The following is a 13,345-nucleotide window of genomic DNA, read 5'->3' as shown; positions in this document are numbered from 1 at the left end:
TTCATTGCCGGGCAATCTTCGCCGGGCTTAGCGTGCGGCATGTATGGGTTGGGGTCGGGGGCGATGATGCGCCGTTTATTGACTATTCTTTCGTCGGCGATGCTGACGATCACCGCGCCGGTCGCCGCGCAGGTGACCACGATCGATCCCAACAAGGCGATCGATGGCGACCTGCAACGATCGCCGTCGCCAGCGCCACAGCCCGCGCCCTACACGCCACCGCCCGCCAGTCCGAGCGTGCCGGCCTATGACGAAGCTCCGGCTCCGCAGGACGAGACGGCCACGACCACCGCCAACACTACCCCACCGCCGGTTCCGCCGACCACCGGTCCGACCTACGCCGACGACGACGTGCTCGACGCTGCCGAAGGCGTGTTCGGCAAGGGTGCCAAGGGCCTGGCGGAGATCGTAGAAAAGACCCTGAAGAGTCAGGGCCGACCCAACGCCTATATCGCAGGGCGCGAGGCATCGGGCGCGTTCGTCGTCGGGCTGCGCTACGGCTCGGGCACGCTCAGCCACAAGGTAGCGGGCAGCCAGAAAATCTATTGGACGGGGCCCTCGGTCGGGTTCGACGTCGGCGGCGACGCCACCAAGGTGTTCGTGCTGGTCTATAATCTCTACGACACCGAGGACATCTACAAGCGCTTCCCGGGCGGCGAAGGTCGGCTCTATTTCGTCGGCGGTTTCTCGGCGACGTACCTCAGGCGCGGCAACATCGTGCTGATCCCGATCCGGCTCGGCGTCGGCTGGCGCGCCGGGATCAATGCCGGGTACATGAAGTTCACCCACAAATCGAAGTGGATGCCGTTTTAAGTCCGAATGCGGCTGCGGGCGCCTCGCCCGCAGACTCGCATCGGCCCGGCCGGCGGCGCAGACGCGCCGACCGACGACGCGGGCTTTGCCCGCGTCAGGCGCGAAAAGACCCAACCTCGCCCCAGCAAATCCTCCCCGGAACGGGGAGGAATTTATTCCGCCAACCGCCAGCCCAGCGTCTCGCCGGCATGGAACGGCACCAGCCCCGCCACCCGCGCCGGTACCTCGACTGGCTTGCGCTCCAAGGTGACCGTCCCCTCGTTGAGCGGTAATCCGTAAAACCGCGGGCCATGCTCGGACGCAAAGCCTTCGAACTTATCGAGCGCGCCTTCCTCCTCGAACACCGCGACATAGCTTTCGAGCGCGAACGGCGCGTTGAAAATGCCTGCGCAGCCGCAATCCATTTCCTTGCGCTCGACCGCGTGCGGCGCGCTGTCGGTGCCGAGGAAGAATTTGGGCGAGCCCGACACCGCGGCCGCGCGCACCGCGAGGCGATGGCGCTCGCGCTTGATCACCGGCAGGCAGTAGGCATGCGGCCGTAGTCCGCCGTCGAACAGCGCGTTGCGGTTGAGGTGGAGGTGCTGGGGCGTGATCGTCGCCGCCACCAGCGGACCGGCATCGGCGACGAACGCGGCGGCCTCCGCGGTGGTGATGTGTTCGAGCACGATCTTTAGATCCGGGAAATCGCGCACCAAGGGCGCCAGCGTGCGCTCGATGAACACCGCCTCGCGATCGAAGATGTCGACGTCGCGATCGGTGACCTCGCCATGGATCAGCAGCGGCATGCCGATCCGCTGCATCGTATCGAGCACTGGGCCGAGCGCGCGAATATCGGTGACGCCATGCGCGGAATTGGTCGTCGCGTGCGCGGGATAGAGCTTGCACGCGGTGAACGCGCCCGATTCGTGCCCGCGCGCGATCTCCGTCGGATCGGCGCCGTCGGTCAGATAACAGGTCATCAACGGCCTGAAGTCGCCGTCGGCGGGCAAGGCGGCGAGGATGCGCGCGCGATAGGCTTCGGCCGCGGCGACCGTCGTGACCGGAGGCGTGAGGTTGGGCATCACGATGGCGCGCGCGAACTGGCGCGCGGTCTGCGAGACTACCGCCTCCAGCATTGCGCCGTCGCGCAGATGGACATGCCAGTCGTCGGGGCGGCGGATGGTCAGGCGATCGGTCATGGCGACCGCCCTACAATCGTGCGCCGCGATCCGCCAGCATGGCTTGGATTCGACCGCACGCGCACTAGTTTGGCTTCATGAGCGACACTGGAACCATGCTGGACGACCGCGCACTGATCCGTCTGGCCGGCGACGGCGTGCGCGATTTCCTGCAAGGACTGGTGACGCAGGACGTGCTGACCCTCGACGCCGCCGCGCCGCGCTGGTCGGGTCTGCTGACGCCCCAGGGCAAGGCGCTGTTCGACTTCCTGCTCTGGGCGGACGGCGAATCGGTGCTGATCGATTGCGAGGCGGCCGAAGCCGACGCGCTGATGCGGCGGCTGACGATGTACCGGCTGCGGCGGCCGATCACGATCGAGCGCGTCGCGGGCGCGGTGCACTGGGCGCGCGACGGCGCTCTTGGTGTACCCGACTCGCGCCTGCCGGAACTGGGCCGGCGCTGGCTGGGAATGCCGGGCGAGCCGGCGCGTGGATGGCGCGAGCATCGCTTGTCGCTCGGCGTGACCGAGGGTGTCGCCGAACTTGGCCAGGACAAGACCCTGTGGCTGGAGGCGAATGCCGCCGAGCTCAACGGCGTCAGCTTCGCCAAGGGCTGTTATGTCGGGCAGGAGAACACCGCGCGGATGCATTATCGCGCCAAGGTCAACCGGCGGCTGGTGGTCGCGCCGATCGCACCCGCGGGCGAGCGGACGCGCGCGGTCTATCCCGATCTCGGCCTGATGGTCGAGCTGCGCCGGGTCGAGGCGCTGGGAGATGCGACCGTGCCGCCTTGGCTGGCAACGGCGCTGGCTGCCGCGTGACGCGATAGATTTGGTTCACGCTAAGGCGCTAAGGCGCGAAGAGCGCATAGGTGTTTTCGCTCTGGAGCGCGGGCAAGGGACCGTTGCAGCGGCAGATTGTTGAGCCTCGCGATGCGAGGCTCCATAAAAATTTCTGCGTTCTCTGCGCCTCTGCGCGAAACCTCTTTGCGCCTTAGCGCCTTCGCGTGAAAATATTTGATTGGCGAGCCCCGCCCGCCATTCAGCGACCGACCGACGAATAAGCGAAGCCGAGTTTGCGAACATCATCAGGCCGATAGACGTTGCGTAGATCGACCATCACCGGCGCGGTCATCACGCTTGCCAGCCGTCGCAGATCGAGCGCGCGGAACGTGTCCCATTCGGTCACGATCGTCACCGCATCGGCGCCCGCCGCGGCCTCATAGGCGTCCTTGCAGAAGACGACGTCGGGCATCATCGCCTTGGCCGCCTCCATCCCTTCCGGGTCGAACGCACGGACGGTGACGCCGGCGTCCTGCAGGCTCTGCACCACCGCCAGGCTGGGCGCGTCGCGCATGTCGTCGGTATTGGGCTTGAACGTCAGCCCCAGCACCGCGACCGTCTTGCCGCGCGGCTCGTCGCCCAGCGCGTGCAGCACCTTGCGCCCCATCGCGCGCTTGCGGCTGTCGTTGACCTTCACCACCGCCTCGACGATGTACACCGGGCTCTCATGATCCTCGGCGGTCTTGAGCAGCGCCAGCGTGTCCTTGGGGAAGCACGACCCGCCATAGCCCGGGCCGGCATGGAGGAACTTGGCGCCGATACGATTGTCGAGCCCGATGCCGCGCGACACGTCCTGGACGTTCGCGCCCACCGCTTCGCACAGATCGGCGATCTCGTTGATGAAGGTGATCTTGGTCGCGAGGAACGCATTCGCCGCGTATTTGATCAGCTCGGACGTGCGCCGGCTGACGAACAGGATCGGACTCTCGTTGAGATAGAGCGGACGATAGACCTCGCGCATCACTTCGCGCGCGCGCGCATCCTCGCTGCCGATGACGATACGGTCGGGACGTTTGAAGTCGCCGATCGCCGCGCCCTCGCGCAGGAATTCGGGATTGGAGACGACCGCGATGTCGATGTCCGGGCGTTCCTCGCGCAGGATCTCCTCGACGCGGTCGCCGGTGCCGACCGGCACGGTCGACTTGGTGACGACGACGGTGGGACCGGTGACAGCGGCGGCGATCTCCTTGGTCGCCTCGAACACATAAGTAAGATCGGCATGGCCATCGCCGCGACGCGACGGCGTCCCCACCGCGATAAAGATGGCATCGGCGCCTGCCACCGCGGCGGCGAGATCGGTCGTGAAGGTCAGGCGTCCGGCGGCGACATTGGTCGCGACGAGCTGGTCGAGGCCGGGCTCGTAGATCGGCATGCGGCCGGCATGGAGCGCCTCGATCTTGCTCGCATCCTTGTCGACGCAGACCACGTCGTGGCCGAAATCGGAAAAACAGGCTCCCGATACCAGGCCGACATAGCCCGATCCGATCATCGTGATTTTCATTCTAGTCCCTCGGTGCTGACGACATGTCCGGCAGACCGCCAGATCGTGATCCGTCCGCTCTACCGCAAGGACGGGGTTTTTCCAGTACGATCGAAGAGCGCCGGCGTCGGTCGGAACGATGATTCACGCAAAGGTGCGGAGAGAAGGGATCATCACGCAGAGGCGCGAAGGGACCCCGATTAGCGGATAGCCCTCGGTCAAGCATACATAGCTGGCGATGATCGCCGGAGCTCGTTGTTCCGTGTCCTCTGCGCCTCTACGCGAACCATCTTCGCGCCTTCGCATGAACAAGGAGCCTTCCGCGCGAACAAAAACGCGGAAGTTGCGCCGCGGCAAAGCCGCCTCGTCGGTCGGGCGTTTTCACGCCGGCCGGCCGTGTGCGCAGGCAGGTGGAAACAGCAGCGCTATTTCCGCCTACTGCGCACAAAGAAAAAGGGAGGCCGGCGAACCGACCTCCCCAAATCTTTTCAGTCGTTGGAGACTTACTGACCCGAAGAGGGACCGTAAGTGATCTCCACGCGACGGTTCTGGACCTCGCGGACGCCATCGGCGGTCTCGACACGCGGACGGCTCTCGCCGAACGCCTGCTCGCTGATGACACCATCCGGAACCGAATGGGCGACCATATAAGCCTTCACCGAGTCGGCACGACGCTGCGAGAGACCCACGTTGTACTTGGCCGAACCCGAACGGTCCGCGTGACCGGCGAGCATGACCTGGGCGTTGCCGCAGTTCGCATACTGGCTGATCGCGTTGTCGAGGATCGACGCCGCTTCCGGCGTGATATCCGACTTGTCCCACTCGAAGAACACGATGAACGGTCCCGGCGAGCAGACCACGGCCGGCGGAGGCGGCGGCGCAGGCGGTTCCGGCGGCGGCGGAGGCGGCGGCGGCGGAGGCGGCGGGGGCGGCGGAGCCGGCGGTTCGCCGAAGTTGTAGGTGAAGCCGCCCAGGATGCTGTGCGTACGGAAACGTCCGTCCAGCGTGCGGCCGGTCACGTCGACCAGCTTGACGTTCTCGGCGTTGAAGAAGCGATACTTCAGCGTCGCGTCGATATGGCTGGTCAGCGGAGCGCGGATACCCGCGATCGCCTGCCATGCGAACACCGTGTCCGAATCGTCGAGGAACGAGCCGTACGTGTTGAGCGCGTACTTGTCGGCCTTGACGCGAGCGACACCGACACCGCCGCCGACGAAGCCCTGCAGGCCATCATCGTCGCCGAAGTCGAGCATGCCGTTCAGCATGAAGCTCAGCGCGGTGGTCTTGCCACCGGCATAGCCATAGCTGCCGGCGTTCGACTGAACCAGAGCGCCAGCGCTGTTATACGCCGGGATACGAAGGCTCGAGCTGATCGCGTCGACATTGGCAGACTTGTACGAAACTTCGGTTTCGACCCGGAACATGCCGAAATCGTAACCCACCATACCACCGACATCATAACCGTAGTTATGGTCGATCTTCATGGCGTCTGGAGTGGCACCAATATCGAAGTGAATGTCTTCGACAATCATCGCGCCGCCTTCGACGCCAACATACCACGCCTTATCGCGCGCAAGCGCGGGCGTCGCAAGTGCGGTTGAAGCGAGCGCCACGGCAATGGCAAGCTTGCGCATCTGTATCCCCTTTCACGGTTGTCACTACGGACAGCGCAAACTCCCTACTCAAAGGTTCGTTTCCACGCAAGCGAAACAAAGCTGATCCGCTGTGGCGGCGAAGCAACACTTTCACCCGGTTTTCCGCCGGTTCGGGGCTTCGCCGTCCATGTACCGGCAGGTCGGAAGAGCAGCGCGGCCATCATTCGCTCGTTGCTCGCAACGGACGGCACCAAGGGCGCGATCGGGCCGGAATGGGCCGCTCTTCTCACGCTTGCCGATGTCGCCATTTAGGCGCAGATATCGGTTATGGCGGCAGCGCCCGATTATTATGCGATGCTCGGCGTAACACCCGACGCGGACCAGGCGGTGATCCGCGCCGCGTGGAAGGCATTGTTGCGCAAATACCATCCCGACACGGCGCATGACGTGCCCGACGCCGCCGAGCGCACGCGGGCGTTCAACGCGGCCTGGGCGGTGCTGGGCAATAGCAACCGCCGCATCGCCTATGACCTGGAACGGGCCGCACCGCCCGCTGACGAGACGCGGCCCGGTTGGGCATCGCCCTATCCGATGCCGCCACGGCGTGGCGCCGGCACTACGCTGGCGCTGATCCTCGCCTTTGTCGGCTTGCCCGCGGTCGCGATCACCTTGCCCGGGGTGCCCGGACAGGTCGCCGCGATGTTGCCCGGCGGCGACGGCGGGTCAGCCGCGAGCTTCGCACGGTCGAGCTTCCATCAGGTCCGGCGCCTGCTCACGCCCGCCGGATTCGGCGCCAACGGCGCTGTCGCGAGTCCGGCTGTCCCGATATCGCCATCGTCGCCCATCCCGGCACCGGTCGCCGCTCTGCGGATCGACGGCGCGACCGTCCGCCTTGCCATCCGCCAATATGGCCGCGTCGTTCGGCGTGACGGCAGAAGCGGCGTCGCGGCCTACAGCCGAGCCTGCGCCCAGCGCGCGATCGACCTGTCGCGTTGGGAATCGGACGATTTCTGTGCGGCGTTCGATATCGCTGCCGGGCGCGACACGGCGGCATCGGCGGGGCGCTACGTCCGACTCGGCATCCCGACTGCCGCCGCGGCGGCACGCCTCGGGCAAATTCGCGCGCAGATTCGCCGAACCGCCTCACACTCCAAAGGTCGTTAACCCGTCAACGCTCGCCTGAGACGGATCAAGATGCCGCGATCGCGTGGTCGGCTACGCTCGCCCAGGCCGCGATCTCGTCGTTGAAATGCCGGGTCACGACGAGCTCGCCGGCCAAAGCGCGGTCGAGATCGACCTCCGCCGATCCTTCCCATTCGTAGGTGGCATTGCCCGATAGCCGGACCATGCCGTCGGGATCGGCACAGGCCTTGATCAATCCGCCCGCATTCCAGACGGTGATTTCGCTATCGAAGCGCGCGCGATCGGTCAGGCAGGCGGCGAAGGTCGACGCGGCCATCGCGCTGCCGCAACTGTCGGTCAGTCCGACACCGCGTTCGAAGGTGCGCACGAACAACCCGCCCGGCCGCGTTTCGACGAAGCTGACATTGGCGCGGTTGGGTAGCCAGGCGGGCGCCGATTCGCATACCTGACCGACGCCCACGAGTTCCTGTTCGTCGACCGCGTCGACGAACGCGATCAGATGCGGGTTGGGAATGGAGACCGCAGTGAACGGCCGGGCGCTGGGCAGTCCGGGAATCGCCATCTGGACATTCTGTTGCCGGCCGATCGCCATCGGCCATTGGGCGATGTCGAGCGATGCCGGACCGGCCAGCTCGCGAATCGTCACCACGCCAGGCGCGAGATCAGGGTCGCGCGTCACCTCGACCACCGAGGTCTTGAGATGGACGTGCGCGTGGTCGATCCCCAGCGCTTCGAACCCGGCACGCGCGACGCAGCGCAGCCCGTTGAGGCAGGTCTCGGCTTCCGATCCGTCGCTGTTGAACATGCGGAAACCGAAATCGTGCCGCGCATCGCCCGCGGTCAGCAGCAGCAATCCGTCGCCGCCGACGGGCCCCCGCCGATCGGCCAGCGCCTGCGCGATCCCGGCCCAGGCGGCGTCCGGCAAGTCGATGGCGCGCGCGTCGATCATCGGGAAATCGTTGCCCGAGCCATGGCATTTGACGAACGCGAACCGCATCGCCGCGCTGTAGCGCCGTCGCGCGCGCGGTTCAAACCATCGCTTGCCCAGGCAGCGCGCGCCCTTGTCGCCCGCCACGAGGCACGACATGGTGACGACGGGGAAAGAGGGGGCTGCACATGATATCGTCGGCATGGCGAGACGACGGTCTCGACGAGTGGGAAGCGGCGCTCGAGCAATCCGATGGCCGTCCGTGGATCGCGATGCTGGCGGGCGCAGGCGCGATCCTGCTGATCGCGATCGTCGCGATCAACCTGTCCCCGTTCGATATGTCCACGCACCGCGCGGGCGCGCTGGCGGCGGCGACGATCTTGGCGGCGCTGGTCTGGGGCGGCGCGTGGTTTCTGACGCTTCGCCACGCAACGACCGGTTGGAAGATCGGCGTGGCGGCGGTCCTGTGGGGCATCGCCCTGCTCATCGTTGCCGGCGCGATCGCCTTTGCCAATATCGCGTTGCGAATCGACGCCGCCAACGTCCGGCGGATCCGCATCGACGAGACGGGTGAGCCTCGCCTGCCACCAGGCATGGCGGCCGGCCCGATCACGCGAACGATGTTCGACTTCCTCCGCGACATGACGTCCGAGCGGCACCAGCGCGAGGCGATGTTCCAGGTAATGGGCATGGACCGGCTCCACGACGCATATATGGTCAGCAACACGCCGGCGATGCTCAAGGATTGCGCGCGGTTCGTTCGCGTCGAACCGAAAATCGACCAGTCGGATCGCCGCGTCACCGCAGCGATCGCGCGGGTGCACACGCGGCTCGGCGTATTCGTCGCGGACGAAGCGACGCGAAGAGAGTTGGTCAAGGCGTTCGACAAAGGCCTGAACATCAACCTGAGCAACATGCGGCGGTCGAGCGAATTGCAGCGCCGGCAACTCGAGATCGGCGGCAGGTTGTGCACCTTCCTCGCGACCCATCGCTGGAAGGCGATGGGCAGCCAGTTCATGTTCTACAATCAGGGCGATATCGGCATGTTCAACCGGACGATCACCGATTGGAACGATGCGGCCAGGGAGCAGACTGCCCTGGTCGCCGACGCGCGCCGCAAGATGACCGAAACCGGATTGCTCGACGCCCGCTAGCGCTTCCGACCTATCGCCGCTCGGTAAATCAGGGTGCGGAGTCGCCGCCATCCTTGTCCGCCGGGGGCGAGTCATTGCCGGCGCCGTCGCCGCGCCAGCCACGTTTGCCAGTTCCCCTCTTGCCCTTGCCGCCGAACTGGCCGACCGCCGGCGCGCTCAATTTAGGAAGCTCGGCGCGGGTGATCTTGCCGTCATGGTTGGCGTCGAGCATCGCGAAGCGATCGGCCGCGGCGTCGCGGAACTCTCTGGAATCCACGCCACGATTGAAATTGGTATCGGCGACGGTGACCGGCTCGGGATAATCGAAGAACGAGAAACGCGCGGCGCCGCGTTTGACGTCGGCATAACGCGGTTGCGAATCGCTGCTGCCCGACGGGCCTTCGCCGCCACCCCCGCCGCCCATGCGGCCGCCGCCGCGGCCCCCACCGCCACCGCCACCGCCGCCGCCACGTCGGCCGCCGCCTCGACGCGCACCGCCGCCTGGCCGGCCGGCCGCCATGCCTCCCTCGCCGCCGGTCCGAATCTCGGGCGCGAGCACGGTTTCGTAATAGTCGATATCGTCGGGGTCGATCTCACCGTCATGCCCGCGATCGAGCCGCTGGAAGAACCGGTCCGCGTCGGCGGTGAACTCGGCGAGCGTCAACACGCCGTCGTGATTGGCATCGGCGCCGTCGAACCACATGCCCACCGGATCGGGGCCGCGAAAGGGCTCGCCCATCGGACTGATGAACAACCGCCCACGTGGACGCTCTTGCGGGGCGGCACGCTTGTCCTCAGGGGGCAAGCTCCCAGCCAGGGGCCGCACGGGAGGCGGCGCGGCCGCCTGCGCGCCGGCCACCAACATCAATCCGAGAAAGAAACCCATCGCGCTCGCTCCGCCCGCACCCCTGCGGGTCCGACGCTAGGCCGGGTTTGTCGCACAAATGTGTCGGTCCGTTACGGCCTTACCGGCGTGGCGGCGTCGGCGCCGGCAACCGTGAACCAGAGCCGCACGCGCCAATCGACGACCAGCCCATCAGAAGATGATCGGGTGCCACGTCGTAGACGACAAGCCAATGGGCGATCAGCCGGTGGCCGGGATGGTCGGCGCGATCATCTCCGGTGACACGGTATGCTGCCAGAACTCCTCGCGCGAATTGGTTCGCGGAAAAGGCGCGTCCGGTGCGGCAACGCCGAGAAACCGGCACAGCGGTTCCCAACCCTGCGCCGCTTCGAACACCAATAGCCGCTCGGGCGGGATTGCGCGCTGCACCTCCGCATTGTGCCGCTCGAACGCGGCGATGACGTTGGCAGCGCTGAAATCGCGCCCGAACGTCTTTTCGGCGATGATGATGTCGGCAAAGCGCATGGGGTGATCGTCGGGCGCGGCCCCTTCGTACGCGCCCATCGCCTTGAGGATCGTCGCCGACATGCTTTCGAACCATCGCTCCGGATCGCGCCGCGTCAGGATGACTTTGGCGTCCGGATACCGTTCGGCGAGTTCGGCGTAGAAATGCGCGCTAGGCCAATCGACGCTCGCGCGATAGCCGCCGAACAGCTCATCCCAGTCGACCTGTTCGCCTTTCGCCGCGCGCAACCAGAAATGCCGTTGTTCGGGGTGCGCAAACACCTCGACCATGTGGTGACACGGCGCGAAGCCTAGCTGTTCGAGCGCCGTCTTGAGCGTGAGCGTGCCGGTGCGTCCAAGCCCGGCGCCAATGACCCGCAACGCCATCGCCGTCCCCTCCAATGCCCGCATGGCATGCATGCGCGCATTTCGGGGGAATGGCGAGTCCTCAGTCGGCGAACAGCAGCACGGGCGTCTCGAGATATTTGCGCAAATGCTGGACGTAGCTCGCCGCATCCCAGCCATCGACGACGCGATGGTCGCAGCTGATCGACAGGTTCATCAGCTTGGCGCGGACGATATCGTCGCCGCGGAAGACCGGGCGCTCGACGATCTTGTTGGGACCGATGATCGCGACCTCGGGACGGTTGATGACCGGGGTGGTAGCAATGCCACCAAGCGGGCCGAGCGAAGTCACGGTGATCGTGCCGCCGCCCATCTCGTCCGGCTTGAGCTTGTTGGCGCGCGCGGCTTCGGCCAGCCGGGTGATCTCGGTCGCGAGTTGCCAGACGTTCTTGTCCTGCGCGTCGCGAATCACCGGCACGGTGAGCCCGGCATCGGTCTGCGTCGCCATGCCGAGATGGACCCGGCCCGAACGCGTCACCACGCCGGCGTCGTCGTCGTAGCGTGCGTTGAGCATCGGAAAATCGGGCAAAGTGCGGCAGATCGCGACGATAAGGAACGGCAACATGGTCAGCTTGGGGCGGCCGCCACGATTGTTGTTGAGATCGGCACGCATCTCCTCGAGCGCGGTCACGTCGATCTCGTCGACATAGGTGAAATGCGGGATGTTGCGCTTGGCCGCCTGCATGTTCTCGGCGATGCGGCGGCGCATGCCGATAACCTTGATCGTTTCGTCTTCGCGGGCACGGCTGGCATGCGGAGCGTGGTAACCCTGGCCCGAGCCGTAGCGCAGGAAGGCGTCGAGATCGGCGTGGCGGATACGGTCGCCGTCGGCTTTTACCTGGGCGAGGTCGATACCGAGTTCTCTGGCGCGCTGGCGCACGGCGGGAGACGCGAGGATTGGAGTTCCCCTCCCGCTTGCGGGAGGGGTTAGGGGAGGGCTTGTCTCTTCGATGGCGGCGGCGGGCGTGGCGACACGCCCTCCCCCGGCCCCTCCCGCAAGCGGGAGGGGAGAGTCGACTTCATACGCTAGCGTTTCCCCCTCGGCATCCGCCGCGCCCGGCGTCTCGGCCTCTATCTCTTCCGCGACTTCCTCGGCCTTGGTTTCGGGCTCGGCACCCGCCTCCCCCTCGACCTCGATCACCACCAAGGTGGACCCGATCGCAACCTGATCGCCTACCTCGCCCGCCAGGCTGACGACGGTCCCAGCGACCGGCGATTCCATCTCGACCGTGGCCTTGTCGGTCATCATGTCTGCGAGCTGCTGGTCCTCCTCGACCGTGTCGCCGACCTTCACGTGCCAGGCGACGATTTCGGCCTCGGCAATGCCTTCGCCGATATCGGGCAAGCGGAATTCGAACCGAGCCATGCGGATTAGTCCTTCAAGATCTTTTTGAGCGCCTGTCCGATGCGGACGGGACCCGGGAAATAGGCCCATTCGAGGCTGTGGGGATATGGCGTATCGAACCCGGTGACGCGTTCGATCGGCGCCTCGAGATGGTAGAAACAGCGTTCCTGGACGAGCGCCGACAATTCGGCGCCGAAGCCCGAGGTGCGCGTCGCTTCGTGCACGATCATGCAGCGGCCGGTCTTCTTGACCGATTCCTCGATCGCCTCGATGTCGAGCGGGACGAGCGTGCGCAGGTCGAGAATCTCGGCATCGACCCCGGCTTCCTCGACCACCTTCAGGCAGACATGGACCATCGTGCCGTAGCACAGGATGGTCAGCGCCTCGCCCGCGCGCACCAAATTCGCCTTGCCGAGCGGCACCTTGTAATAGCCCTCCGGCACCTCGCCGCCGGGATGTTTCGACCAATTCTCCGCCGGGCGATCCCAATGGCCGTTGAACGGGCCGTTATAGATGCGCTTGGGCTCGAAGAAGATCGTCGGGTCGTTGTCCTCGATCGCCGCGATCAACAGGCCCTTGGCGTCGTAGGGGGTCGCCGGGATCACCGTCTTCACGCCCGAGACGTGCGTGAAGATGCCCTCGGGCGATTGCGAGTGCGTCTGTCCGCCGAAAATGCCGCCGCCATAAGGCGAGCGGATCGTCATCGGCGCGATGAACTCGCCCGCCGAGCGATAACGCAGCCTCGCGGCTTCGGACACCAGCTGGTCGAGCGCGGGATAGATGTAATCGGCGAACTGGATCTCAGGGACCGGCCGCAGCCCGTAGGCGCCCATACCGACCGCGACGCCGACGATGCCGCATTCGGTGATCGGCGTGTCGAACACGCGGGTCTTGCCGTATTTCTTCTGCAGCCCCGCGGTCGCACGGAACACGCCGCCGAAATAGCCGACATCCTCGCCCATCACGATCACGTCGGGGTCGCGCGCCATCATAACGTCGAGCGCCGAGTTGATCGCCTGGATCATGTTCATGCGGGTGGTGGTCTGGGATTCGGCCGTCATGGTCTCGCTCATAGTCCCTCTCCCTTTGGGAGAGGGAGGGAGGCGCGTAGCGCCGGAAGGGTGAGGATCGAGGTCGGCGCGTCGCCCTCACCCTT

General features: G+C 66.0%; 12 protein-coding genes. 4 read left to right on the top strand and 8 right to left on the bottom strand.

Annotated features, from left to right (window positions below; translation table 11 throughout):
• The first annotated feature begins 63 nt into the window (after positions 1 to 63).
• Positions 64 to 813, top strand: a complete 750-nt coding sequence (locus tag SPR01S_RS08300) for a DUF1134 domain-containing protein (protein ID WP_066587961.1) — start codon at positions 64 to 66, stop codon at positions 811 to 813.
• A gap of 152 nt (positions 814 to 965) precedes the next feature.
• Here SPR01S_RS08300 and pyrC read toward each other — a convergent pair whose 3' ends face one another.
• Positions 966 to 1,991: a dihydroorotase gene (gene pyrC / locus SPR01S_RS08295; RefSeq protein ID WP_066587815.1), complete on the bottom strand. Its 1,026-nt coding sequence runs from the start codon at positions 1,989 to 1,991 to the stop codon at positions 966 to 968.
• Positions 1,992 to 2,068: 77 nt separating this feature from the next.
• Between pyrC and ygfZ the strand changes: the two genes are divergently transcribed.
• On the top strand, positions 2,069 to 2,791 hold the full coding sequence (ygfZ, locus tag SPR01S_RS08290; protein ID WP_066587813.1) for a CAF17-like 4Fe-4S cluster assembly/insertion protein YgfZ: 723 nt from the start codon (positions 2,069 to 2,071) through the stop codon (positions 2,789 to 2,791).
• 220 nt (positions 2,792 to 3,011) lie between these two features.
• Here ygfZ and SPR01S_RS08285 read toward each other — a convergent pair whose 3' ends face one another.
• Both SPR01S_RS08285 and SPR01S_RS08280 read right to left on the bottom strand, forming a co-directional pair.
• Positions 3,012 to 4,313 (bottom strand): UDP-glucose dehydrogenase family protein, encoded by a 1,302-nt coding sequence (locus SPR01S_RS08285; protein ID WP_066587812.1) that lies wholly within the window; start codon positions 4,311 to 4,313, stop codon positions 3,012 to 3,014.
• Between the two features lie 482 nt (positions 4,314 to 4,795).
• Entirely contained in the window at positions 4,796 to 5,926 is a 1,131-nt protein-coding gene (locus SPR01S_RS08280) for an OmpA family protein (protein ID WP_066587811.1), read from the bottom strand.
• Positions 5,927 to 6,214: 288 nt separating this feature from the next.
• On the opposite strand from SPR01S_RS08280, the gene SPR01S_RS08275 reads away from it, so the two are divergent.
• Positions 6,215 to 7,051 (top strand): DnaJ domain-containing protein, encoded by an 837-nt coding sequence (locus tag SPR01S_RS08275; protein WP_066587810.1) that lies wholly within the window; start codon positions 6,215 to 6,217, stop codon positions 7,049 to 7,051.
• Positions 7,052 to 7,076: 25 nt separating this feature from the next.
• Here the strand turns inward: SPR01S_RS08275 and dapF are convergent, their stop codons facing one another.
• A complete protein-coding gene (dapF, locus tag SPR01S_RS08270; RefSeq protein ID WP_066587958.1) occupies positions 7,077 to 8,027 on the bottom strand; it encodes a diaminopimelate epimerase in 951 nt (316 codons plus the stop codon).
• 119 nt (positions 8,028 to 8,146) lie between these two features.
• Here dapF and SPR01S_RS08265 point away from each other — a divergent pair, with 119 nt between their 5' ends.
• Positions 8,147 to 9,112, top strand: a complete 966-nt coding sequence (locus SPR01S_RS08265) for a hypothetical protein (protein ID WP_066587808.1) — start codon at positions 8,147 to 8,149, stop codon at positions 9,110 to 9,112.
• Between the two features lie 28 nt (positions 9,113 to 9,140).
• On the opposite strand, the gene SPR01S_RS08260 is transcribed toward SPR01S_RS08265, so the two are convergent.
• The 4 genes from SPR01S_RS08260 to SPR01S_RS08245 form a co-directional block, all read right to left on the bottom strand.
• On the bottom strand, positions 9,141 to 9,977 hold the full coding sequence (locus SPR01S_RS08260; RefSeq protein WP_084251039.1) for an EF-hand domain-containing protein: 837 nt from the start codon (positions 9,975 to 9,977) through the stop codon (positions 9,141 to 9,143).
• 198 nt (positions 9,978 to 10,175) lie between these two features.
• Positions 10,176 to 10,826 carry a sulfotransferase family protein gene (locus SPR01S_RS08255; RefSeq protein ID WP_066587955.1) on the bottom strand — a complete coding sequence of 217 codons (651 nt, stop codon included), beginning with the start codon at positions 10,824 to 10,826 and terminating at the stop codon, positions 10,176 to 10,178.
• 61 nt (positions 10,827 to 10,887) lie between these two features.
• Positions 10,888 to 12,210 (bottom strand): dihydrolipoamide acetyltransferase family protein, encoded by a 1,323-nt coding sequence (locus tag SPR01S_RS08250; RefSeq protein ID WP_066587804.1) that lies wholly within the window; start codon positions 12,208 to 12,210, stop codon positions 10,888 to 10,890.
• A 5-nt stretch (positions 12,211 to 12,215) separates the two neighbouring features.
• A complete protein-coding gene (locus SPR01S_RS08245; protein ID WP_066587952.1) occupies positions 12,216 to 13,220 on the bottom strand; it encodes an alpha-ketoacid dehydrogenase subunit beta in 1,005 nt (334 codons plus the stop codon).
• Positions 13,221 to 13,345: the final 125 nt, after the last annotated feature.

It is taken from the genome of Sphingomonas pruni NBRC 15498 (assembly GCF_001598455.1).
Taxonomy (GTDB): Bacteria; Pseudomonadota; Alphaproteobacteria; order Sphingomonadales; family Sphingomonadaceae; genus Sphingomonas; species Sphingomonas pruni.
This window is presented reverse-complemented; position numbering and strand designations above follow the sequence as displayed.

Coding starts and splice junctions, on each gene's coding strand:
- dapF (WP_066587958.1), bottom strand. CDS start 8,027: ATGCGGTTCGCGTTCGTCAAATGCCATGGCTCGGGCAACGATTTCCCG.
- ygfZ (WP_066587813.1), top strand. CDS start 2,069: ATGAGCGACACTGGAACCATGCTGGACGACCGCGCACTGATCCGTCTG.
- SPR01S_RS08255 (WP_066587955.1), bottom strand. CDS start 10,826: ATGGCGTTGCGGGTCATTGGCGCCGGGCTTGGACGCACCGGCACGCTC.
- SPR01S_RS08265 (WP_066587808.1), top strand. CDS start 8,147: ATGATATCGTCGGCATGGCGAGACGACGGTCTCGACGAGTGGGAAGCG.
- SPR01S_RS08300 (WP_066587961.1), top strand. CDS start 64: ATGATGCGCCGTTTATTGACTATTCTTTCGTCGGCGATGCTGACGATC.
- SPR01S_RS08260 (WP_084251039.1), bottom strand. CDS start 9,977: ATGGGTTTCTTTCTCGGATTGATGTTGGTGGCCGGCGCGCAGGCGGCC.
- SPR01S_RS08285 (WP_066587812.1), bottom strand. CDS start 4,313: ATGAAAATCACGATGATCGGATCGGGCTATGTCGGCCTGGTATCGGGA.
- SPR01S_RS08280 (WP_066587811.1), bottom strand. CDS start 5,926: ATGCGCAAGCTTGCCATTGCCGTGGCGCTCGCTTCAACCGCACTTGCG.
- SPR01S_RS08245 (WP_066587952.1), bottom strand. CDS start 13,220: ATGAACATGATCCAGGCGATCAACTCGGCGCTCGACGTTATGATGGCG.
- SPR01S_RS08275 (WP_066587810.1), top strand. CDS start 6,215: ATGGCGGCAGCGCCCGATTATTATGCGATGCTCGGCGTAACACCCGAC.
- pyrC (WP_066587815.1), bottom strand. CDS start 1,991: ATGACCGATCGCCTGACCATCCGCCGCCCCGACGACTGGCATGTCCAT.
- SPR01S_RS08250 (WP_066587804.1), bottom strand. CDS start 12,210: ATGGCTCGGTTCGAATTCCGCTTGCCCGATATCGGCGAAGGCATTGCC.